The organism is Solirubrobacter pauli (assembly GCF_003633755.1).
Taxonomy (GTDB): domain Bacteria; phylum Actinomycetota; class Thermoleophilia; order Solirubrobacterales; family Solirubrobacteraceae; genus Solirubrobacter; species Solirubrobacter pauli.
The window spans coordinates 2,856,464-2,877,652 of record NZ_RBIL01000001.1; the positions used below are offsets into that span (position 1 = coordinate 2,856,464).

At 70.9% G+C, this 21,189-nt stretch carries 19 protein-coding genes; 13 read left to right on the forward strand and 6 right to left on the reverse strand.

The genetic code is table 11. The features are described 5' to 3' along the window. Positions 1 to 28: 28 nt before the first annotated feature. A complete protein-coding gene (locus C8N24_RS13535; protein ID WP_121250648.1) occupies positions 29 to 709 on the forward strand; it encodes a class I SAM-dependent methyltransferase in 681 nt (226 codons plus the stop codon). Here the strand turns inward: C8N24_RS13535 and C8N24_RS13540 are convergent. Continuing rightward, on the reverse strand, positions 706 to 3,060 hold the full coding sequence (locus C8N24_RS13540) for a DUF2339 domain-containing protein (protein WP_147447777.1): 2,355 nt from the start codon (positions 3,058 to 3,060) through the stop codon (positions 706 to 708). The two genes, C8N24_RS13535 and C8N24_RS13540, sit on opposite strands and share 4 nt — an antisense overlap. On the opposite strand from C8N24_RS13540, the gene C8N24_RS13545 reads away from it, so the two are divergent. The 3 genes from C8N24_RS13545 to C8N24_RS13555 are packed head-to-tail and all read left to right on the forward strand — an operon-like array spanning position 3,047 to position 4,991. Next, positions 3,047 to 3,763: a glycosyltransferase family 2 protein gene (locus C8N24_RS13545; RefSeq protein WP_121250650.1), complete on the forward strand. Its 717-nt coding sequence runs from the start codon at positions 3,047 to 3,049 to the stop codon at positions 3,761 to 3,763. The genes C8N24_RS13540 and C8N24_RS13545 overlap by 14 nt on opposite strands. Further along, a complete protein-coding gene (locus tag C8N24_RS13550) occupies positions 3,760 to 4,161 on the forward strand; it encodes a DUF2304 domain-containing protein (protein ID WP_121250651.1) in 402 nt (133 codons plus the stop codon). Before C8N24_RS13545 ends, C8N24_RS13550 begins: the two co-directional genes overlap by 4 nt. Then, entirely contained in the window at positions 4,158 to 4,991 is an 834-nt protein-coding gene (locus tag C8N24_RS13555; protein WP_121250652.1) for a glycosyltransferase family 2 protein, read from the forward strand. Before C8N24_RS13550 ends, C8N24_RS13555 begins: the two co-directional genes overlap by 4 nt. On the opposite strand, the gene C8N24_RS13560 is transcribed toward C8N24_RS13555, so the two are convergent. Continuing rightward, complete coding sequence (locus C8N24_RS13560) at positions 4,988 to 5,743, reverse strand: class I SAM-dependent methyltransferase (protein WP_170179069.1); 756 nt, start codon at positions 5,741 to 5,743, stop codon at positions 4,988 to 4,990. The two genes, C8N24_RS13555 and C8N24_RS13560, sit on opposite strands and share 4 nt — an antisense overlap. Here C8N24_RS13560 and C8N24_RS13565 point away from each other — a divergent pair. Genes C8N24_RS13565 through C8N24_RS13600 form a run of 8 tightly spaced genes read left to right on the forward strand, consistent with a single transcriptional unit; the run spans position 5,697 to position 17,168 of the window. Beyond that, positions 5,697 to 7,310: an MATE family efflux transporter gene (locus C8N24_RS13565; RefSeq protein WP_170179070.1), complete on the forward strand. Its 1,614-nt coding sequence runs from the start codon at positions 5,697 to 5,699 to the stop codon at positions 7,308 to 7,310. The genes C8N24_RS13560 and C8N24_RS13565 overlap by 47 nt on opposite strands. A gap of 12 nt (positions 7,311 to 7,322) precedes the next feature. Further along, entirely contained in the window at positions 7,323 to 8,513 is a 1,191-nt protein-coding gene (locus C8N24_RS13570) for a glycosyltransferase family 4 protein (protein ID WP_121250655.1), read from the forward strand. 11 nt (positions 8,514 to 8,524) lie between these two features. Continuing rightward, a complete protein-coding gene (locus C8N24_RS13575; RefSeq protein ID WP_121250656.1) occupies positions 8,525 to 9,307 on the forward strand; it encodes a DUF268 domain-containing protein in 783 nt (260 codons plus the stop codon). Positions 9,308 to 9,318: 11 nt separating this feature from the next. Further along, positions 9,319 to 9,966, forward strand: coding sequence for a hypothetical protein (locus C8N24_RS13580; RefSeq protein WP_121250657.1), 648 nt, complete (start codon positions 9,319 to 9,321; stop codon positions 9,964 to 9,966). Further along, positions 9,966 to 10,901 carry an NAD-dependent epimerase/dehydratase family protein gene (locus C8N24_RS13585; protein ID WP_121250658.1) on the forward strand — a complete coding sequence of 312 codons (936 nt, stop codon included), beginning with the start codon at positions 9,966 to 9,968 and terminating at the stop codon, positions 10,899 to 10,901. Before C8N24_RS13580 ends, C8N24_RS13585 begins: the two co-directional genes overlap by 1 nt. 13 nt (positions 10,902 to 10,914) lie before the next feature. Further along, the gene (locus C8N24_RS13590) at positions 10,915 to 14,517 is read left to right on the forward strand and encodes a glycosyltransferase (protein ID WP_121250659.1); all 3,603 of its coding nucleotides are present in this window, start codon (positions 10,915 to 10,917) and stop codon (positions 14,515 to 14,517) included. A gap of 3 nt (positions 14,518 to 14,520) precedes the next feature. Further along, positions 14,521 to 15,945 carry an MBOAT family O-acyltransferase gene (locus C8N24_RS13595; protein ID WP_121250660.1) on the forward strand — a complete coding sequence of 475 codons (1,425 nt, stop codon included), beginning with the start codon at positions 14,521 to 14,523 and terminating at the stop codon, positions 15,943 to 15,945. Continuing rightward, complete coding sequence (locus C8N24_RS13600; RefSeq protein WP_121250661.1) at positions 15,945 to 17,168, forward strand: alginate O-acetyltransferase AlgX-related protein; 1,224 nt, start codon at positions 15,945 to 15,947, stop codon at positions 17,166 to 17,168. Before C8N24_RS13595 ends, C8N24_RS13600 begins: the two co-directional genes overlap by 1 nt. A 9-nt stretch (positions 17,169 to 17,177) precedes the next feature. Here the strand turns inward: C8N24_RS13600 and C8N24_RS13605 are convergent, their stop codons facing one another. Genes C8N24_RS13605 through C8N24_RS13615 form a run of 3 tightly spaced genes read right to left on the reverse strand, consistent with a single transcriptional unit; the run spans position 17,178 to position 19,277 of the window. Continuing rightward, positions 17,178 to 18,008: an FkbM family methyltransferase gene (locus tag C8N24_RS13605; protein ID WP_121250662.1), complete on the reverse strand. Its 831-nt coding sequence runs from the start codon at positions 18,006 to 18,008 to the stop codon at positions 17,178 to 17,180. A 13-nt stretch (positions 18,009 to 18,021) separates the two neighbouring features. After that, positions 18,022 to 19,029 (reverse strand): glycosyltransferase family 2 protein, encoded by a 1,008-nt coding sequence (locus tag C8N24_RS13610; protein WP_121250663.1) that lies wholly within the window; start codon positions 19,027 to 19,029, stop codon positions 18,022 to 18,024. Further along, positions 19,026 to 19,277, reverse strand: coding sequence for a hypothetical protein (locus tag C8N24_RS13615; RefSeq protein ID WP_147447779.1), 252 nt, complete (start codon positions 19,275 to 19,277; stop codon positions 19,026 to 19,028). The genes C8N24_RS13610 and C8N24_RS13615 overlap by 4 nt, the downstream gene beginning before the upstream one ends. 37 nt (positions 19,278 to 19,314) lie before the next feature. Here C8N24_RS13615 and C8N24_RS13620 point away from each other — a divergent pair, with 37 nt between their 5' ends. Further along, positions 19,315 to 20,205, forward strand: coding sequence for a class I SAM-dependent methyltransferase (locus C8N24_RS13620; RefSeq protein ID WP_121250665.1), 891 nt, complete (start codon positions 19,315 to 19,317; stop codon positions 20,203 to 20,205). On the opposite strand, the gene C8N24_RS13625 is transcribed toward C8N24_RS13620, so the two are convergent. Further along, the gene (locus C8N24_RS13625; RefSeq protein ID WP_147447780.1) at positions 20,202 to 21,158 is read right to left on the reverse strand and encodes a glycosyltransferase; all 957 of its coding nucleotides are present in this window, start codon (positions 21,156 to 21,158) and stop codon (positions 20,202 to 20,204) included. The genes C8N24_RS13620 and C8N24_RS13625 overlap by 4 nt on opposite strands. Positions 21,159 to 21,189 lie beyond the last annotated feature (31 nt).

The following is a 21,189-nucleotide window of genomic DNA, read 5'->3' on the forward strand; positions in this document are numbered from 1 at the left end:
GCAGGCGGTGGTCGGCATACTGGCCGCCATGAACCGCGACCAGATCCGCCGCCGCGTCGAAGAGCTCGCGCCGTGGTACCAGAACATCGACCTCGGGGACGGCGTCTGGACGAAGGACCTCGAAGGCTCCCGGGACATCTTCTCCGGCCACGACATCCCCGGCCCCCTCTGGCGGGTGATCGCGCGTGACCTGCCGGCCGACCTGAGCGGTCATCGCGTGCTCGACATCGGCTGCAACGCGGGTTACATGTCGTTCCAGACCAAGCAGATGGGCGCCGACTACGTGCTCGGCATCGACTCCAACCTCGGTGCCGGCACTTCGTTCATCCACCAGGCCGAGTTCTGCCGCTCCGTCCTGGGGCTCGACGTCGACTTCCGCGAGCAGTCCTTCTTCGACTACACGCCCGAGCAGCCGTTCACGCTCGTGCTCTTCTGCGGCGTCCTCTACCACCTCGAGGACTTCGCCACGGCGCTCGACAAGGTCATGACCTTCGCCGTCCCGGACACCGGGCTGATCGTCCTGGAGACCGCGGTCGAGCCGATCACGCAGACGCGCCCGGGCCTGCGCGACTACAACGGCGACACCTCGACGTTCTTCGTGCCGTCGGTCGGCGTGCTCACCGAGCTCGTGCGCGAGCGCGGCCTGCGGATTGAGATCGTCCGCACGCTGGGCACGCGTGCGGTCGTCTTCATGCGCCCGCCGCTCTAGCTCCCGCCCTCGAGCGTGTAGTAGTCGACCAGTTGCCCGCACGCCTCGCTGAGCGGGACGGTCTTCTCGCCGAAGTCCGGCACCGCCAGGACGGTCGTCGGGAAGGCGACCTGCGAGGAGGGAGTGAGCCAGTCCGTCTGCGGCGTGATCTTCACCTCGACAGTTTGCGCGCGGGCGACCGCCACCTTGCCCGCGAAGTAGCGCGGGCCGGGGCGGTCCATGTTCGGCGGAAGCACGACTCGTGAGCCCGGCGCGGTGACCTCGAGCGGCTGCCGGCTGATGTACGGCAACGCGAGCTCCCAGGTTCCGGGGGTCAGCCGGAGCTTGACCGTGGCGCTGTGGCCTGGCGCGATCGGCTGGACCTCGACGCCGACCGGCCCACGCCGGACCTCGGCCGTGCCGTCCTGGCGCGAGAGGCTCCGACCCTCGGGCGTGGAGCAGTCGAGCTTCGCCGCGGGGGACCCGCCCTCCGCGAGCAGCCCCCGCGGCTCGACCGCGCCTGTGCGGCGATAGAGCGCAAAGCTCGGCGTCTCGCGCACGAGCCGCAGCTGTGGCGGCAGCTCGCTGGCGGCGGGGTCGCGCGGGACGATCACGTAGTCGTAGCCGTTGATCACGGACGCGTCGAGGGCGTCGATGTCGAGGTTGGCTCCGTACGTCCATTGCTTCTCAGGGCGCACCGGCAGCACCTGATACCCGACCAGCGGTGCCTGCGCGCGTAGCCCCGACAACTCCCAGATCAAGTAGTCGTCGTTGCCGAGGAAGAGCGTGGGTTTGCCGTCCAGGAGCGGGCGGAGGCTGCGCAGTTCCTCCATGTGCGCCCGCGGGCCGACGGACGCCGTTCGCACCGCGCGCCAGGTCGACGTGCCGGCCAGCACGAAGAGCAGCGCGGCGAGCACAGGCGCGGCAAAAGGCCACCAACGCGGCGTCTCCGGCCGCCAAGAGCGGACGACGAGCGGGCGAACCGCGAGCAGCATCACGAACGGCGTGCAGAGCATGAGCGCCTTCGCCGTCACGTAGGGGATCTGAGTGCGGTCCGAGTACGCCCAGATCGCCCAGACGCCGGCAGTGGCGGCGACGGGTACCCAGTCGCCGCGCCTGAGCCACCAGACCGCGCCGATCAGCATCAGCACGAGGACGAGGCCAGCGAGCATCCCGATCTCGTACGGGTCCGCCGCGGGCAAGCGATAGTCGGGGTTGTCCCAGATTCCGAACGCCTCCCACACTGGGAGTGGCGCGACCAGGTTGCCGAGCGCACCCGCGCCGCCCGGATCGATGCCGGTGCCCCCGGCGCCCAGCGTCGAGTCGGCGAAGCGGCCCAGGCGGGGGATCTGCGGGACGATCAGCACGACGAGCGCGCCGAGGCCCAGTGCCAAGGGGGCGAGCTCGGCGCGCACGGCCGCCCAGGTCGGCCCGACGAACGGCCGGCCGCGAAGCAACGCCAGCACGAGGAGACCCGCGAGCCACGCGCCGCCGATCGCGAAAGGCCACGCGATGCCCTGGACTGAGTAGACGCTGAGCGTGCCTGCCAGCAACACCGCCATCGGCAACCAGCGCAGGCGGCCGCTCGCAGGGTCGAAGCGTCGCAACTCGAGCGCGAAGGCCACGATGAGCAGTGCCTGAATCAGCTCTTTGAACGAACCCTGGCTGTAGTAGCCCGCGACGAGGAAGGGCAGCCCGACAAGCGTCGCCAGGATCATCTTCGCCGGCCAGCGGGCGCCCGGCCCGAACACCGACAGCGCGGTCAGTCCGAGCAGGACCGGGATCGCGGCGGTGAGTCCGGCGAAAACCAGGTCGACGTCGAAGTCGAACGCCTCTGAGAGCGCGGCGACGAGGGTATGCGGACCGATCGGGTACGACGCGTTGAGCCCGTTGGCCGCCGCCACGTCGGCGAAGCGGTAGGTCTCGGCGACCAGCATGTGCGATGCCATGTCGTTGTTGACCGAGACGCCGAGCGTGCCGGCGTACCCTGACGACAGGAACGGGATCGCGACCAGAAGGGCGACCGGGAGGCCGGCGGCGAGGCCGGTCAACGGCGGTCGCAGCGCAGGTTCGCGCACGAGCAGCGCCAAGCTGCCCACGCAGAGCAGGCCGATGACGAGCGCAGTCGTGATCGTGCGGCCGGGGACGTGCAGCGCAGGCGTCGACACCAGCATGAGCACGGAGAGGCCGACTGCACCTGACTGCCAGCTCCATTCGCGCACGCCGCGGACGCGCAGGACGCCCTGGCCGACGGCCAACGAGGCTGCGCACACCACGAGGGCGCTGACAAGGATCGCGAGCACCGTCGGAGGATAGGGGCGTGATACGGCGCCGCCCTTCCCGCTAGTGTGACACCGCGTGGATGGACGCATCCTCATCACCATTCCCGCCTACAACGAGGCGGGGCGCGTCGGCGCGGTCGTGCGCGACGTGCACTCCGTGCTGCCCGAAGCCGACGTCCTCGTCATCGACGACGGCTCGAAGGACACCACGGCCGCCGAGGCGCACGAAGCCGGCGCGGCGGTCCTGTCGCTGCCGGTGAACTCGGGCTACGGCGCCGCGCTGCAGACCGGGTACAAGTACGCGGTCCGCCACGGCTATCCGGTGCTCGGCCAGATCGACGCCGACGGCCAGCACCAGGCCGAGTACCTGACCAAGATGCTCGCCCAGCTCGAGGATCCGGAGATCGACGTGGTTATCGGCTCCCGCTTCCTGGACAAGGACGGGCACTACCGCGCGCCGGCCGCCCGCCGCGCCGGCATCGCGCTCTTCTCGCGGATCGCCACGCTCGTGACCCGCCAGCACGTGTCGGATCCGACGTCCGGCTTCCAAGTCATGCGCGGCTCGGTCGCCCGCTTCTTCTGCACGGACGTCTACCCGGTCGACTATCCCGACGTGGACATCCTCATCCTGCTCCATCGCTCCGGCTTCCGCGTGTGCGAAGTGCCGGTCCAGATGCGCCCGAGCACGAACGTCTCGATGCACTCTGGCCACAAGAGCCTCTATTACATCTACAAGATGTTCCTCTCGATCCTGGTCACGCTGCTGCGGCCGAAGGCGCGTGAGGTCCGATGAGCGCCGCCACCAAGACGCAGATCATCGCCGTGCTCGGCAGCCTCGTGCTGCTGCTGCTGGTGATCGACCTCGTTCGTCGTCGGCGGCTGAAGGAGGAGTACTCCGTCCTCTGGGTCATCACCGCCGTGGCCCTGCTCGTGCTGGCCGCCTGGTTGGATCTGCTGCGCTGGCTGACGGAGGCGATCGGCGGCGTCGCGCCCAGCTCGACGATCTTCTTCTTCGCACTGCTGTTCGTGTTTTGCATGCTCCTGCACTTCTCCGTGCGCGTGAGCGCGCTTGAGCGGCGGCTGACCGCGCTTGTGCAGGAGATCGGAATCATGGCCGTGCGGTCACCGGACGCGGACGCGAAGGTACCGGTCGAGCCGGCCAAGGCCGAAGAGCCCGCCGAGCAACCGTGAACGCCGCACAGCCGCGCGTGGCGGTGATCGTGCCGTGCTTCAACGACGGCGCGCTGGCCGAGGAGGCGGTCGCCTCTGTGGTCGAGGAAGAGCCGGTCGAGATCGTCGTCGTCGACGACGGCTCCACCGACCCGGTGGCGCTCGAGCGCTTGGAGGCGCTGCGGGCGCGCGGGGTGCGCGTCGTGCGGCGCGAGAACGGCGGCCTCGGCGCCGCGCGGATGACCGGCGTGGAAGCGACCACTGCCCCGTTCCTCTACCCGCTGGACGCCGACGACCGGGTGGAGACCGGCGCGCTGGCCGCGCTCGCCGACGCGCTCGAGGCCGCGCCGGAAGCCGCGTTCGCGTGGGGGGACTACGTGCTCTTCGGTGACCAGGAGGGGCGCTACAGATCGCCGACCCGCTGGTTGCCGTGGACGCTCACGTACGTGAACCCGTACCCCGTCTGCTCGATGTTCCGGCGCACGACGATCGAGCGCACCGGCGGCTGGCAGATGCGCGCGTACGAGGACTGGGACCTGTGGCTGCGGATGACGGGGCTCGGCCTCGAGGGTATCCCGGTAGGCCGGGTCGTCTACCGCCGCCGGCTGCATGGCGACTCGCGCCTGCTGGCCGAGGCCCGCCGCAAGCACCAGCGGCTCTACGCGGAGATCCAGCAGCGCAACCCGACCGTGTTCGCGCGCCGCGACGAGTGGCGCCGGCGCGAGCGTCCGGCCGCCTGGAAGCGGGCCGCCTACCCGGTGCTGTTCGGCGCCCGCAAGGTGGTGCCGTTCCGCGTCGAGGCGTTCCTGCAGCGCACGATGATGCGCCTCGGCACGGGCCTTCCGGGCTAGTCGCCGGCGACCCAGAAGGTCAGGGCCTCGCCCGCCTCCGTAGGATGCGGTTCGTCGCGCAGCTTGCGCAGGTTGGCCGCCCAGCCGAAGTGCTCATGCATCGTCGCGTCGTTGATCGCGACAGGCTCGGTCACGGTGGCGGGGTGATAGTTGACCTGCAGCCGGAGCCGGCCGCCGGGCTTGAGCACGCGCCGCATCTCGCGCGCGACGGCGCCGAAGTCATCGACGTGGTCGATCGCGTTGACCGACACCACGACGTCGAAGTGCCCGTCCGGGAACGGCATCGTCTCGGCTGGTGCGTCGTGGTACGTGATGCCCTCCGCCGTCCACTCGTCGAGCGGGTAGCCCGCGGCGCGGTAGCGGTCCACGAGCGGGTCCAGCCCGTGTCGCTCGCAGTCCTCGAAGACGAGCAGGTTGGGCATCGGCCCGCAGCCGACGTCGAGCACGCGGGCTCCCGCGAGGCCGTCCGGGGCAAGGTCGAGCGCGTCCAGGTACCGCGGGTACTGCGCGACCCGCGCCCACGTCATGGCCGCGTTGATCGACGGCGTGTGGCCGGTGACCTTCTGCTCGACCGTCGGCGGGGAAAAGCCGTAGAGGTCCTCCCTGCCGTCGTACCAGGCGACCATGCTCTCGAGCGCGGCCTTCCAGAAGAAGACCTCGGCCCGGCCTTTCACACGCCGGACGATCGGCGCCGGGACGATGTAGGTGAACCGCCGGAGCTTCTCGACGGCCAGAGGTCTCAGACCCTTCACGGCGGGACACCGTAGCGGACCCTCGGAGGGCGCCGATAGTGTCAACGGGATGGCCGCTGCCGCCGAGATCAGTGATGTGCCGACGCCGACTGGCCGGCAAACCGCGCTCGTCGCCGTCTCGCAGGCCATGGTGCTGGCGCTCGGCGCGGTCATCGCGCTGCTTGTGGCGCAGTTCTTCGGCAAGGACGCCGAGACCGACGCGTTCTTCGCCGCGTACGGCTTCTATGGCGTCGGGATGACGTTCGCCCAGACGTTTCGGCTGACCACGGTCTCGAGCATCGTCAGCTCGGGGCCGGAGACGATCACCCGCTTGCTCGGCGCCGTGGGGTTGCTGTGCGTGGTGCTGGCGGCGCCGATGGTGGTGCTCGCTGATCCGCTCGGGCGGGTGCTCGTGGAGTCAGACCCTACGAACATCGCGCCGTTGACGCTCCGCATGCTGTGGGTCGCGCTGTCCGGCCAGCTGATCGCCGCGATCCTGGCAACCGTCCTCGCCGTCCGTGGGCGCTTCACCGAGATCGGCGTCGGCACGCTCGTGGCCAGCGTCGTCAGCGTGGTCGTGTTCGCAGCTATGCAGTCGTTCCTCGGCGTGCCGGCGGCGGCGCTCGGGCTCGTCGTCAGCGCCTTGTTCCTGCTCGCTGTGTTCGCCATCGTGCTCTGGCGTAGCGGCGAGCGGCTCGCGCGACCGTCCCACGCACTGCACGGGATCGCGCACGAAGCGGGCCGGCTCGGGTTCGCGGGCGTCACGTTCTTCGGCACCACCGTCGGATACGTGATCTGCATCTCCGTCAGCGCGCGGCTGGGCGCGGGGCAAGCAACGGTCTTCGCCTACGGTTACATGCTTGCCGCGGTGCTCGTCGGCGTGACCGCGAACGTGAGTGCCATGGTGCGCTCGCCGGCGTTGGTGGCGAGCGCCGACCGCGCGCGCGAGATCGCGGGCGCGGCCCTGTGGAGCTTCCGCTTCGCGCTCGTGCTGATCGGACCCGTGCTCGGGTTCGCCGTGCTGCTGGGCCCACCTGTGATCGGCGCCGTTCTCGGTGCGGACTTCGGGGCGTCAGACGTCGACCAGATGATCACGACGCTGCTGGCCCTGATCCCCTGGGTTCTCGGCTCGGCCGCGGGGGTGTTCGCGGTCGTGGAGCTCCTCGCCCGGGGGGAGCTGCGGCGGCTCGCGCTGCTGACCGCGGCCCAGATGCTGTTGCTGGTGCCGCTGACGCTCGGGGCCCGCACGATCGGCGCCGGGCTCGAGGGCATCGCCGGAGGCTTTTCCATCGTGATGGCGGGCGGGGCCCTCGTGCAGTTGCACTGGGCGTTCCCGCGGGCGTGGAGCATGACGGTCGCAGCCATGGGCCGGGCACTGGGCCGCGAGGTGGCGGTCGTCGCAGCGGCGTTCGTGCCGTCGGCCGTGCTGCTGCGTGCGCTCGGCGACGCCGCTGCGGTGACGGCCGGGGCATCGCTGCTTGCGGCGGTGCTCGCGGTCGGCGCCTCGTACGTCGCCTGGCCCCGAGAAGTCGGCGCGCTGCTGGCGATCGTGGGTCGCGGCCCGGGCGCCGCGACCGCTGACGGCTAGGCTCGCTGCCCGATGACGCGCAAGGTCCAGCTCCACTTCGGGCGCTACGTGCACCCGATCTATCGCGAGCAGCTGCACTCGGTCCCCTCTGGGTGGGAGTACGCGTACACGCACCCCGCGCTGAGCGACCAGACCGTTGGCACCAAGCGCATCGTCGAGTCGGCGTCCAGGCTCGCGCCAGCCAAGGCGCTGGCGGAGCGCACGGCGCTGCGGGTGCTGTCCGAGGCGGGCTACGTGCACCAGGTGCGCGCCGAGCCGCTGCCTGGGACCGAGCTCTTCCACTCGGCCGAGCGGTTGCTGTGGCGCTCGCCGCGACCGTACGTCCTCGACCTCGAGCACGCCGAGCTGTTCGTGCTCTACCAGCGGGCGGCCTTCGACCGGCCGTGGGCGCGCGAGGTGCTCGAGCGCGCGCTGCTGGACCCGCGTCTGAAGTTCCTGCTGCCGTGGAGCGACGCGGCGCGCAGGAGCGTCCTCGAGGTCGTCTCACCCGAGACGGCCCGCAAGCTCGAACCCAAGCTGCAGACCGTCAGCCCCGCGATCCGCCCGCACGCCGAGCGGCCGCGCGAACGGCCCGACGGTCCGCTGCGCGTGCTGTTCGTCGGCACCTACTTCTACGAGAAGGGGGGCGTCGAGGCGCTGCGGGCGGTCCAGGCCGCGCGGCGCACGCACGACGTGACGCTCGACATCCTCACCTTCGCACCGCCCGAGTATGTCCAGCGCTTGACCGACGAGCCGGGCGTCACCGTGCACGCCCCCGGCGGCGCGGACCTCGTGCAGCGCCTGTATGCGAAAGCCGACGTGTTGCTGTTCCCGTCGCACATGGACACGTTCGGCTACGTGGTGATGGAGGCGATGGCGCACGCGTTGCCGGTATTGGCGCCCCGGCACCTCGCGCTCACGGAGACGATCCACGACGAGGTCACCGGGCTGCTGTTCGCGCCGGAGAACATGCTCTACGAGGCGGACACGCGCTGTGCGTTCCGGCACGTGCTGCCGCCGCCCCAGCGCTACCTAAGAGCGCTGCGCGACCCGAGTGACGCCTACGTGCAGTCGGTTGCCTCGGCGATCACGCGGCTCGCCGAGGATCGCGAGCTGCACGCGCGGCTGAGCCAGGGCTCGCTGGACGCCGTCCGCACCGGGCACCTGTCGATCGGGCGCCGCCAGGAGCTCCTCGGTCGACTCTACGCCGCGGCCACCGACTAGCCTGAGCGCGCATGTCGGTTGACCGCAGCCAACTCCGCGAGCGCGCGCAGAAGCTCCCGCCGGTGATCCCGCAGCTCGGCCTGAAGGCGCTTCAGGCCTCGGTCGTCGTGCCCGGCGCGGTGCGCTACCTGCGTGACCGGAGGGCGTACCGCGCGCTGCCGGAGGCCGAGCGCTTGCGCTGGCGTGACGCGTTCCCGAAGCTCGGCGACCGCATGTCGACGTCGCCCTACGACGCCCACTACCTGCACCAGGACACGTGGGCGGCGAACCGGGTGGCGGACGCTCAGCCGAGCCGCCACGTGGACGTCGGCTCGCGCGTGGACTACGTGTGCTTCCTCACCGCGGTGACCAACGTCGCGTTCGTCGACATCCGGCCCTTGACGGCCAACGTCGAGAAGTTGGAGAGCATCGAAGGCTCGATCCTCGACATGCCGTTCGAGGACCAGTCGCTGGAGTCCGTCAGCTGCCTGCACGTCGTCGAGCACATCGGCCTGGGCCGTTACGGCGATCCGCTCGACCCACTGGGCTCGCGGAAGGGCATGGCGGAGCTGCAGCGCGTGGTCGCTCCGGGCGGGCAGCTGCTCTTCTCCACGCCGGTCGGCGCGCCGCGGGTGTGCTTCAACGCCCACCGCATTCACGACCCGCAGGATCTGCGCGAGCAGTTCGGGGAGCTGGAGCTCGTCGAGTTCGCGGGTGTGGACGACGCCGGGCAGTTCCGCCGCCATCGCGAGCTGGATGAACTCGCCGGCTCGGCGTACGCCTGCGGCATGTACCACTTCAGACGACCGCTCTAGCATCTCCGCGCATGGGATCAGTCGACCTCCAGCTCGCGTCCGACCTCAAAACCGCCCTCGGCCTTCGGCGGGCGGTCGAGACGGGTACCTTCCGCGGCCAGACGGCTCGCGGACTCGCGGGCGTGTTCGAGAGCGTCCTGACGATCGAGCTGTCGGTCGAGCTGCACCGGTCGGCGCAGGAAGCACTGCGCGACACGCCGGCGGTGACCGCGCTGCAGGGCCATTCGGTGCCGGTTCTCGAGCAGGTCGCGGACCCCGCGCTACCGACGCTGTTCTTCCTCGACGGACATTGGAGCGGTGGTCCGACCGCCGGCGCTGACGACGAGTGCCCGGTGTTGGAGGAGCTCGCCGCGATCGGCACCGGCCATCCGGACGACTGCATCCTGATCGACGACGCGCGGCTCTTCACGGCTTCGCCGCCGCCCCCGCACAAGCCCGAGGCGTGGCCGACGCTGCTCGAGACGATCGACGCGCTGCGCGCGCAGCACCCCGAGCACCACATCACGCTGCTCGACGACCAGGTCATCGCGGTCCCGGCTCGTGCGCGCAGGGTCATAGACGCGTACGGCCTGCGTGTGCAGGAGGACTCCAAGCCTCTGGTCGCGCGCGCCAAGGACATCGCCTTCAGCGCTCGCGAGCGCCTCACCAGCCGTCACTAGTGCGCGCGCTCGTCACCGGCGGAGCCGGGTTCATCGGCTCGCACCTCGTCGACGCGCTCGTCGCGCGAGGCGACGAGGTCACGGTCGTCGACCACCTGTCGCGCGGCCACGCCGACAACCTCGACGACGCCCGGTCCAAGGCCCACGTGGAGATCGTCCGCGCCGACGTCACCGACGTGCCCACGATGCTGGACGCCTTCCGCGCGGCGCGGCCGGAGGCCGTGTACCACCTCGCCGCGCAGATCGACGTGCGCAAGTCCGTGGACGATCCGTCGACGGACGCGCACGTCAACATCGGCGGCACCGCCGCCGTACTCGAGGCGGCGCGCGACACGGGGGCCAAGCGCGTGGTGCTGGCGTCCACCGCGGGCGTCTACGGTGATCCCGAGGCCGTGCCGACGAGCGAGCGGGCGCCGGTCGCGCCGCTGTCGCCCTACGGCGCGGGCAAGGCCGCCGCCGAGACGTACCTGAACCTCTTCAGCCGCTTGTACGGCATCTCGACGCTGTCGCTGCGGATGGCCAACGTCTACGGCCCGCGGCAGAACCCGCACGGCGAGGCGGGAGTCATCGCGATCTTCTGCGCGCTGGCGCTGGAGGGCGAGCGCGCGACGATCTTCGGCGACGGCGAACAGACCCGCGACTTCGTGTACGTCGAGGACGTCGTGCAGGCCTTCGTGACCGCCGGGCGCTCGACCGTCGGAGGGGCGTTCAACGTGTCCACCGGGACCGAGACGTCCCTGCTGGAGCTAGCCTCCGCGCTCGAGCTCCGGACGACCCAGGGCGAGGCCCGCCTGGGCGAGATCCGCCGCTCGTGCCTGGACCCCGGAGCGGTCGCCGAGCGGCTGGGGTGGCGCGCCCAGACCTCGCTTGAGACTGGGCTGCAGAAGACGATGCTCGCCCAGCGTGCCGCGGCTGTCCGCGTGTCCGCCTCCTAGGATCCGGTCCGCCTTGGACGCCTGCACCATCATCGCCAAGAACTACCTGGCGCACGCCCGCACGCTGGCCGCCTCGTACGTCGAGCACCACCCGGACGCGACGTTCTACGTCCTGATCATCGACGACGTCGAGGGCTTCATCGACCCGGCCTCCGAGCCGTTCGAGCTGGTCGCGCCGGCCGACCTCGACATACCGTCGTTCGAGCGCATGGCCGTCATCTACGACGTGATGGAACTCTCGACGGCGGTCAAGCCGTGGTTGCTGCGCTGGCTGCTCGCCCGCAGCGCCGAGGGCGCGCTCTACCTGGACCCGGACATGCGGCTGTATCTGCCGCTGGACAACGTGTTCGACGCGGTCCGCGAACACAAGCTCGTGCTCAGCCCGCACAACATCGAGCCGATGCCGCGCGACGGCAAGCGGCCGAACGAGCAGGACATCCTGATCGCGGGCGTCTACAACCTCGGGTTCATCGGGATCGGCTCGGGCGAGTTCGCCGACATGCTGCTGGACTGGTGGGGCGAGCGGCTCGAGCGCGACTGCATCAACGACCCCGAGCGCGGCTTCTTCGTCGACCAGCGCTGGATCGACCTCGTCCCGTCGCTCACCGACAGCTTCCACCTGCTGCGCGACGCGGGCTTCAACGTCGCCTACTGGAACCTGGCGACGCGTCCGGTCAGCTTCCGCGAGGGGCAGTGGTGGGTCAAGGACGACGTCCCGCTGCGGCTGTTTCACTTCAGCGGCTACGACGCCAACCGGCCCGCGTCGCTGTCCAAGCACCAGAACCGGATCCAGCTCGACGAGCTCCCCGAGCTGCGCACGCTCTGCGACGGCTACGGCGAGGAGCTGCGCGCGAACGGCGTCAACGAGGTCGCCAAGCTGCCGTACACGTACGCGACCACCGCGTCCGGCATCCAGCTCAACAACGCGATGCGGCGCATCCATCGCGACCTGTTCACGTCCGACTTCGAGGAGTCGGTCTTCGAGCCCGAGGGCGAACGGGCGTTCATCGCCGCGCTCAACGAGCCCGCCGAGGTCGGTGGGAACTTCGGCGTCACGCGTTACCTGTCCGCGCTCTATGACCGTCGTCCGGACCTGCAGAACGCGTACCCGAACCTCGGCGCCGACGCGTCCGGCTTCCTGGACTGGGTGAACCTGTTCGGCCGCCGCGAGGTACCGATCCCGCCCGCGCTGCTGCCGGGCGACGTGTTCAGCCGCGAGCCGGGCACGCCGGTGACCGAGTTCGACCCGGTCGGGCCCCTCGGCGTCAACGTCGCCGGCTACCTGCAGTCCGAGCTCGGCGTGGGCGAGGTCGCCCGGCAGGCGATCGAGGCGCTCGACATCGCCGGCGTGCCGACGCTGCCGGTGTCGATCCCGGCGCCGCTCAGCCGCCAGGGCCACCACTTCAACCACATCCGGCCGTACGCCGAGAGCTACCCGGTCAACCTGATGTGCGTCAACGCGGACATGCTGCCGGACTTCGTCGGGCGCGCTGGCAGCGCGTTCTTCCACCGCCGCTACAGCATCGGTTGGTGGTGGTGGGAGGTCTCGAAGTTCCCCGAGCGCTGGATGGACGCGTTCGCGCACGTCGACGAGGTGTGGGCCGGCAGCCAGTTCGTCGCCGACGCGCTCGCGGCGGTCTCGCCCGTGCCCGTGGTGCACGTCCCGACGCCGGTCACCAAGCCGGTCGTCGGCCCGGTCAGCCGGGCGGAGCTGGGGCTCCCCGAGGGCTTCCTGTTCCTGTTCATGTACGACTTCAACTCGGTCTTCGCTCGCAAGAACCCGCTCGGCACGCTCGAGGCGTTCCTGCGCGCGTTCCCCGAGGACGACGCCGGCCCGCAGCTTGTGCTCAAAAGCATCAACGCCGAGCACCATCCGGTCGACCACGAGCGGCTCAAGCGGGCCGCGGCCGGGCACGCGCACGTGCACCTCGTGGACCGCTACGTAACGCCGTCCGAGAAGAACGGCTTCGTGGCCGCCAGCGACTGCTACGTCTCGCTGCACCGCTCTGAGGGCTTCGGGTTCGGCATGGCCGAGGCGATGCTGCTTGGCAAGCCGGTGATCGCCACGGGCTACTCCGGCAACATGGACTTCATGACAGGGGCCAACAGCTACCCCGTCGACTTCGCGATGGCGCCGATCGGCCCGGGCGCGGACCCGTACCCGGCCGAGGCCGAGTGGGCCGAGCCGGACCTCGAGCACGCGGCGCAGCTGATGCGCGACGTGGTGGCGAACCGCGAGGAGGCGGCCCGCCGGGGCGCCAAGGCCGCCGAGGACGTCGCGCGGACCAACTCGTCCGCGGCCGCCGGCGCCGTCATGGCGCAGCGCGTGAAGGCCGCCCACGCCGGGCTCAAGCTGCCCAAGTCCCAGCCGGCGGGCGCGGCGGCGCTCGAGCGTGCCGGTGCGGCCGAAGCGCTGCTGCGCGGCGGCTCGCGACCGGCCGGGAACGGCCGGCTCGGCAAGGTCCGCCAGGTCCCGCGCAAGGGCGTGCTGCGGGCCATGCGCCCACACACCGCGCACCAGCGCCAGCTCGACGACCAGCTCACGACCGGCCTGCGCAACGCGGCCGACGAGCTCGTGTACCTGCGTGGCCGCCACGAGGAGCTCCTGCAGCGGCACATCGAGTCCCAGGCTGCGGTCCTGTTGGAGCTGCGCCGCGTCAACGACCGGCTCGGGCGGCTGGAGGCGGCGCGCCTGGACGACCGCCTGGTGAGCACCGACGCGCGCATCGACGACCTCGCGCAGCAGGTCAACGCGCTGCGCGCGGGCGCGACGCTCTCCGGTGACGCCGGCGACCCGGACACGGTCGCGAGCGAGGCGACGGGTCCGTACCCCAGCGCGCCGCAGGAGCCGTGGAGCGAGCCGTACAACGAGGCGCACGCCGCGTTCGTCGCGCGTGAGCTCGAGGACGCGGACCTCGCCGAGACGCTCCGCTCCGGCGGCGCGTTGCCCGAGCGCTTCGGCCGTGGCTTCGACGAGCGCGTCGTCGAATTCCCGTGGGTTGGCAGCCAGCAGCTGTCCGGGCGCGTGCTCGACGCCGGCTCCGCGCTCAACCACGCGCACGTGCTGCAACGGCTGCGCCCGCGGATGGATGACCTGCACGTAGTCACCCTCGAGCCCGAGCCCGAGTCGTTCCCGAAGCTGCACATCTCGTATCTGTACGCGGACCTGCGCGACCTGCCGATGCGCGACGGCTCCTACGACCACGCGGTGTCGATCTCGACCTTCGAGCACATCGGCCTCGACAACGCCTACTACGGCAGCGACGTCGCCAAGGCCTCGGACCCTCAGGCCGAGTGCGTGCGCGCGCTGACGGAGGTGCGGCGTGTCCTCACGCCGGGCGGCAGCCTCTACCTGACCGTGCCGATCGGCAAGGGCGAGCGCTTCGAGTGGGTGCGGACGCTCACCCCCGACGAGCTCGACGAGCTGATTGCAGGGTTCGGCTCCGCGGACGCGACCGTGCGCTACTTCCGCCACGACGGCGGCTGGCGGACCGCCTCACGCGAGGAGGTCGCGGACGCGCGCTACCGCGACCACTTCTCCAGCGGTCCACCCGGCCCCGACCGCGTCGTCGCGGCCGAAGCGGTCGCGTGCGTGCACCTCCTCAAGCGCGGCTGATCCATGGTCTTCTCCTCGATCGAGTTCATCTGGCTGTTCATGCCGGTCGTGCTCGCGGGGTACCTCGCGCTGGCGCCGCGCTGGCGCAACGTGCTGCTCGCCGTCGTCAGCCTCGGCTTCTACGTGTGGGGGGCGCACGCGTTCCTGTTCGTCTTCCTCTTCAGCATCGGGCTGAACTTCGTCGCGGGCGCGATCATCGGGCGGCTGAAGGCCGGCCCGAACCCCGAGCGGGCGAAGACCGCGCTGCTCGTCGCGATCGTCTTCAACCTCGCGCTGCTGTTCGCCTGGAAGTACACGGTCTTCGTCGCCCAGCAGATCGACGCCGTCCTAGGCGACGGCGTAATCCCGGTGCCAGAGATCACGCTGCCGATCGGCATCTCGTTCTTCACGTTCCACGCGATCTCGTACATCGTGGACATCTACCGCGGCCAGGCGCGGCCGATGCGCTCGGTGGCGGACTACACGCAGTACATGGCGTTCTTCCCGCAGCTGATCGCGGGCCCGATCGTCCGCTACCACGAGATCGAGGACCAGATCCGCCACCCTCCGCCGCGCTCGAGCCGGCTGGACGACATCGCGGAGGGCTTCCCGCGCTTCGCGCTCGGCCTCTCGAAGAAGGTCGTTGTCGCCGATCCTGCCGGCCGCGTCGCCGACGCCGCGTTCGCCGTCAGCGCGAATCCCACCTCGGGCACGGCCTGGATCGGCGCGCTGGCCTACACGGTGCAGATCTACTTCGACTTCTCCGGCTACAGCGACATGGCGATCGGCATGGCCCGGATGTTCGGCCTGCGCTTCCCGGAGAACTTCAACCGCCCGTACTCCTCGGTCTCGATGACGGACTTCTGGCGTCGCTGGCACATGACGCTGTCGCGCTGGTTCCGCGACTACGTGTACATCCCGCTCGGCGGGTCCCGCGGCACGCAGGCGCACACGGTCCGCAACCTGATGTTCGTGTTCCTGCTCACGGGAGCCTGGCACGGCGCGGCGTGGACGTTCGTGCTGTGGGGTGTCTACAACGGCCTGCTGCTCGTGGGTGAGCGGCTGGCGGGCATCAACCGCTGGTCCGACGACCGCTGGATGTGGCCGCGCCGGCTCGTGACCTTCGTGCTGGTCGTGTTCGGCTGGGTCCTGTTCCGGGCGACCGACCTCGGGCAGGCGATCGACTTCATGGTCGCGATGGTGTCGTTCGACTTCAGCGGGATCGACCCGCGCGTCGAAGCCGCCCTGCAGGGCCAGGCGGTGCTGGCGCTCGTCGTCGGCCTGGCGAGCGTGCTCCTGCCACGCGATCTCGTCTTCGGGCGCGTCGTCATGGACCGCTGGGCGGGGACGCCGCTCTACGCGCGCTTCGCCGTGCTCGTGCTCGTGCCCTACGCGGCCGTCGTGGTTGCCGCTGGCTCCTTCAGCCCCTTCCTGTACTTCCAGTTCTGATGCGCAAGCTGGTCGCGGCCTTCGCCCTCCTGTTCTTCTTCGCCCCGCTGTTGCTGTGGGTCGCCGGGGTGCGGGCACGGCCGTTCGAGAACCGGCCGATGGCGTCGCGGCCGCAGCTGTCGCAGGGCTGGGAGGCGTTCGACGGCGCCACGCGCTTCTTCGTCGACCGGCTGCCGCTGCGCGAGCAGGCGGTGCGCGCCAACACGTGGGTGTCGCTGAACGTCTTCGACACGACGCCGGACTACGGCGGCAACCAGACCGCGGGCGGGAACCCGTCGCGCGACGCGCTGCCGTTCGGCGAGCCCGACCAGCCGGCCAAGCCCGAGCCGACCGCCGGCGCGAACCCGGGCGCCACGGACACGACAGTGCTCAAGGGCAAGGACGGTTGGCTCTTCCTTCAGGGTGAGCTGGCGCGCGCGTGCGCCGAGTACATCCCATGGGCGCGGGCGATGCAGCGCTGGGAGCGGATGCTGTCGATCATCCGCGCGAGCGGCCGTGACGTCGTGCTCGTCGTGCCGCCCGACAAGTCGACGATCTACCCGGAGTACCTGCCCGACGCCTTCGCGGAGAAGGACTGCTACAAGCCGGGCCGGGCCAAGGCGTGGAAGGCGCTGGAGGGTACGGGCAACGACGACGTGCTGCCGCTGCGCGAGGCCGAGCTTGCCGTCAAGGCCGCGCCCCCGGAGGAGACGTACCACCCGGAGGACACGCACTGGAACTCCAAGGGCGCCGCGCTTGGCGTACGCGCGCTGTTGCGCCATCTGGGCGGCCCGGCGCAGCTCCGCGACGCGGACCTCCAGAAGGGCCGCGTCGACTACCAGGGCGATCTGTCGGGCCTCGTCGGCACGCCGAAGAAGCGCGACGCGCCGTTGTGGACGGTCAAGCGCAACGACGAGCAGCCCGAGGTGACCAAGCAGCAGGTCGGCGACGTGGAGCTGACGACTCAGCGCTGGCCGGACGTGGGCGACCCGCTGCGCGAAGGCCGCACGGTGTTCGTGCAGGACTCGTTCGGCGTGGCGATGCTCGACGCGCTCGGCCCCTACTTCAGCGAGCTGCAGAACGTGCCGTGGTTCGGCACGCCGACCGCGGACCTGCTTGCCTCGATCGAGGCCGCGGACACGGTGATCCTCGAGAAGGTCGAGCGCGACATCAACTTCTTCGCCTCCGACGGCGGGATGCTGACGGAGGCGTTCCTCGGCGACCTCGAGGCCGCGCTGAGGTAGCGGGCGGCTTCAGTCGAGTCGCGCGTGGAGGTCCCACCACGCGACCGGCTTGTTCGCCGCCTTGCGCAGGTTCGCGTAGGCGCGGACCGGACGGGTGTGGGCGAAGCGCATGCCGACGCCGACGACCTTCTGGAACGCCCGCATGCGCTGCGCGCGCGAGTAGGCGGTAGTGACCGTGACCCACTCGTCGGGCAGGTCGTCGCCGAACAGGCCCGAGCCCGTGTTCTCCATCTTCAGGCCGCTGTGGCGGCCTTCGCGCGCGGGGTTGGGCTCCAGCGTGATCGCATGGTTGCCCTGCTGCACATACTGGAAGCCGCGATAGCCGAGCGTCCATAGCTCGGCCAGCTCGTCGAAGGCCTCCTCGATCGGCGCCGAGGCGGCCTGCGCCTTGGTTTCGATGGACACGAAGCGCGGACGCTGGTCGAAGTCGCGCAGTGCCCGCACGGGCAGCATGTCCAGGCCTTCGATGTCGATCTTCAGGTAACGCGGGATCCCGACGTCGGCCAGGATGTCCTGGAAGCGCAGGGCCGGGACCTCGAGCTCGCGCAGCTTGACGCCGATCGTCTCGTTGCGGGCGATGAAGTCCGGCGACGCCGAGCTCCACTCCGTCAAGTCGTCGGCGACCGCGAGCTGCACGGTGCCGGAATGCTCGGTGACGGCGGCGTGGACGATGCGCAACCGTCCGTCTGCGATCTCCGCGGCGAACTTCGCCTGGTTCTGCTCGACGAGGGTCGGGTTGGCCTCGACCGCGACGACGTCGAAGCCCTTGGCGAGGTAAAGCGCCGTGTCCTCGCCGGTGTGCATGCCGACGTCGATGATGAGGTTCTCGTTACGGCCCAAGTGGCGGCAGAGCTTAGACGAGCCCGCCTGCGGCCAGAGCCCGCGCGAGGTCGCGCGGCGGCGCGCTCAGCTCGACGTCGTAGTGGTGCGCGCGGGCCGCGGCCGCGTGTTCGTCGATCAGCTCGACGCCACGGGCCAGCCACGTCTCGTCCCCACCGACGAGGCTGACGCGGGCGAACGGTCGCGCGGCCAGCAGGGCGTCGAGCACAGCCGGGTCGCGGACCAGGACGCGCCCGTCGGCGGGCGCGTCTCGAGCCGCGAGGAGCAGGGGCGGCGTCGGGCGCGCGAGCGTGCTCGGCCGGCCGGCCAGGCGCTCGTGCCAGCGGGCGGCGAAAAACGCGCGGTGGCGGTCCGACAGCTGTTGCGCGAGCTCGTTCCCGCCCGACGCCTTCTTCGCGTGGCGGATGGTGGCGGCGGGGACGTAGAGGGTGCGGCCGGCGAGTGCGAGGCACAGGTCGGCGTCCTCGTAGTAGGCGGGCGCGTACGCGGCGTCGAAGCCGCCCGCAGCGCGGAACGCCTCGGCGCGCACGGCCAGGCAGGCGCCGGGCCCGAAGTCGACGGCCCGTGGGAAACGGTACGCCGGGTCGCGCGGGTCCGCGCCGTTGCCGTGCTCGATCACGGTCCCGTCGCGGCCGAGCAGCGCACCCGCGCACTGGATCCGCCCGTCGAGCTCGAGCACGAGCGGCACGGCGGCGGCGACGCCGGGCGTGGCGACCGCGTCCAACAACGGCTGGTCCCAGCCCGCTTCGACGAGCGCGTCCGTGTTCAGGAAGACGAGGACGGGCGCGCGGGCCGCCTCCGCTCCCTCGTTGCTCGCCGGCCCGAAACCCCGGTTCTCCGCGTTCTCGATCAGGCGGACGGGCAGCTCGCGCAGCCGCTGAGGCGTGCCGTCGGTGGAGGCGTTGTCGACCACGATGACCTCGTGCACCGCGCGCGTGTGCTCGGCGACGGCCGCCAGCGCCCGCTCGGTCCATCCGAGCGCGCCGTGGCTGACCATGACGATCGACAGCGCGGGCGTCATCGTCGCCGCAGCCGCCCCCGGCGCGGCGTGGCCTCGAGCGCGTCGGCGCGCTCGCGCTGGGCGATCGCCTCGCGTTCGGTCGCGTCCGCCCGCGCCCGCTGCGCGTTCGCCTCGCGCTCATGGCCGGCCGCCTCGGCGCGCGCATGCTCGAGCGCGCTCGTCAACTCCGCCAGCTCGGCCCGCAGCTCGGCCACCTGGCGCGCACGCGCGGCCAGGGCGAGATCGTGTAGCTCAGCGTCTTCGGGCACGGCGCGACCTTAGCGAGAAGGCGGCTAGGCTCGGCGCGTGCTCAACTGGCTCACACGGTATGCGGTCCTGGTGGACGACCTCGGTCCGGGGCGGCCGAGCGTGCTCGACGTCGGGTGCGGGCCAGTCGGCCTCTACAGCGTGCTCCCGGACCTGCCGTTCGCGGGCCAGGACATCGCGTTCCCGGGCCGTGTGGCCGACACGATGTTCGCCGTGCGCACCGCGCCGGGGCCGTTCCCGTGGAAGGACGGGGCCTTCGACACGATCGCCTGCCTCGACACGCTCGAGCACATGCCCGCGGACGTCCGTGGCCCGTTCGTCGCCGAGCTGGCCCGCGTGGCCGCCCGCCGCGTGTTCGTGTCGTGCCCGCTCGCCGAGGCCGGCGACCTCGACACGATGTTCCGGCAGATGTACGAGGCCGCCGGGCTGGACGCTCCCGACTGGCTGGACGAGCACGCCGAGCACGGGCTGCCGACCGGGGCGGAGGTCGCCGAGGCGTGCGCGCACGCGACCGGCTTCCGCGTGGAGCCCTGGGCGCAGGTCAACGGCGTCCTCTCGACACTCGCCGTCGTCGCCGACGTGCACCCCGAGCTCGCAGCGAAGGGCGCGACCGAGTACCGCGACCACCACGACCAGTGGCTGCGGATGATGCGCGAGAGCCGCTTCGGCGACTCCTACCGGGTCGGGTTCGTGCTCACGCGCGAGGCGCCGCTGACGCCCACCGTGACGGTCGACGACTTCGCGAGCACCGTCGTGCGCGCGCTGCGCTGCCCGGCATGCAGCGAGACGAGGCTGGAGCGCACCGAGACCGGCTTGCGCTGCTCGGCGTGCACGCTGGAGCTCGTCCCGGACGAGACGGGGGCGTACGACCTGCGCCCGACGTCGTCGCCGCCCGCGCCCAAGCGGTCGCGGCTGCCCTGGCGACGCTAGGCCTCGGGGCCGCTGACGGTCTGCCAACCGGTGCCGCGGTAGTAGTCGACGACGATGTCGTCGATCATGCCCATACGGACACCGAGGCGCATCATGCGACGGATCCGCGACCAGTCGCCGGGGACGTCGAACAGCGCGTCGCCGAGCTCGAAGACGATGAACCGCATGTCCCTGTGCATGAGCGACGCCTGCATGTTGACGGCGCCGAGCGCGGGTGGGAACCGGCAGACGAGCCGGTCAGGGGTGTCCGGCACGTGCTCGAGGATCTGGCCGTAGCAGAACTCCAGCCGACGCTCGCGCGCAGCCTTCAGCAACAGCTCGATCCGTCCGGGACGGCACGCGTCGTCGTCGTCCATCTGGGCGACCCAGCGTCCGCGCGCCAGCCGCAACGCCTCGTTGGCCGGCGGTCCGCCCGCGACGTACCACAGCCGATCGGCGACTTCGTCGTATGGGCCGCGCAGCGTCTGGTTGTAGAAGCGCACACGCGGATCGCGGACGCTCTTGACGGCGCGCTCGATCTCAGGGGCGGCAGCGTCGCCGACGATCACGATCTCGAAGCGCTCGTAGGTCTGCGCCAGCATCGACGGGAGCGAGCGCTCCATCAGCGCCTCGACGTTGGTGTACGTGGTCACGACGAAGCTGACCAGCGGCTCGTCTTCCTCGAACGCGAGCTCGTACTCCGGTGCCTCGCGGATGCGCCAGAGGCGTTGGCGGTTCGCGGGCTCGTCGTCGTGCACGAGCCGCAGCAACTGCCTGGTCTCAGCCTGATCGGCGGTTGCCTGGGCGCTCAGCGCCTGCAACCTCTCGGCGAGCTGGGTGTTCAGCTCGGCCAGCTCGGCGACCTGCGCCTTGAGGTCGCTGAGCTCCGCGACCTGCGCCGTGAGCGCTTCCACCCCGGCCCGTGTGTCGTAGATCCGCTGCGCCGCGTTGCGAACCGCACGAAGGGGTCTCAAGGGGCGAACGCTACCACGGGTCACGTTAACC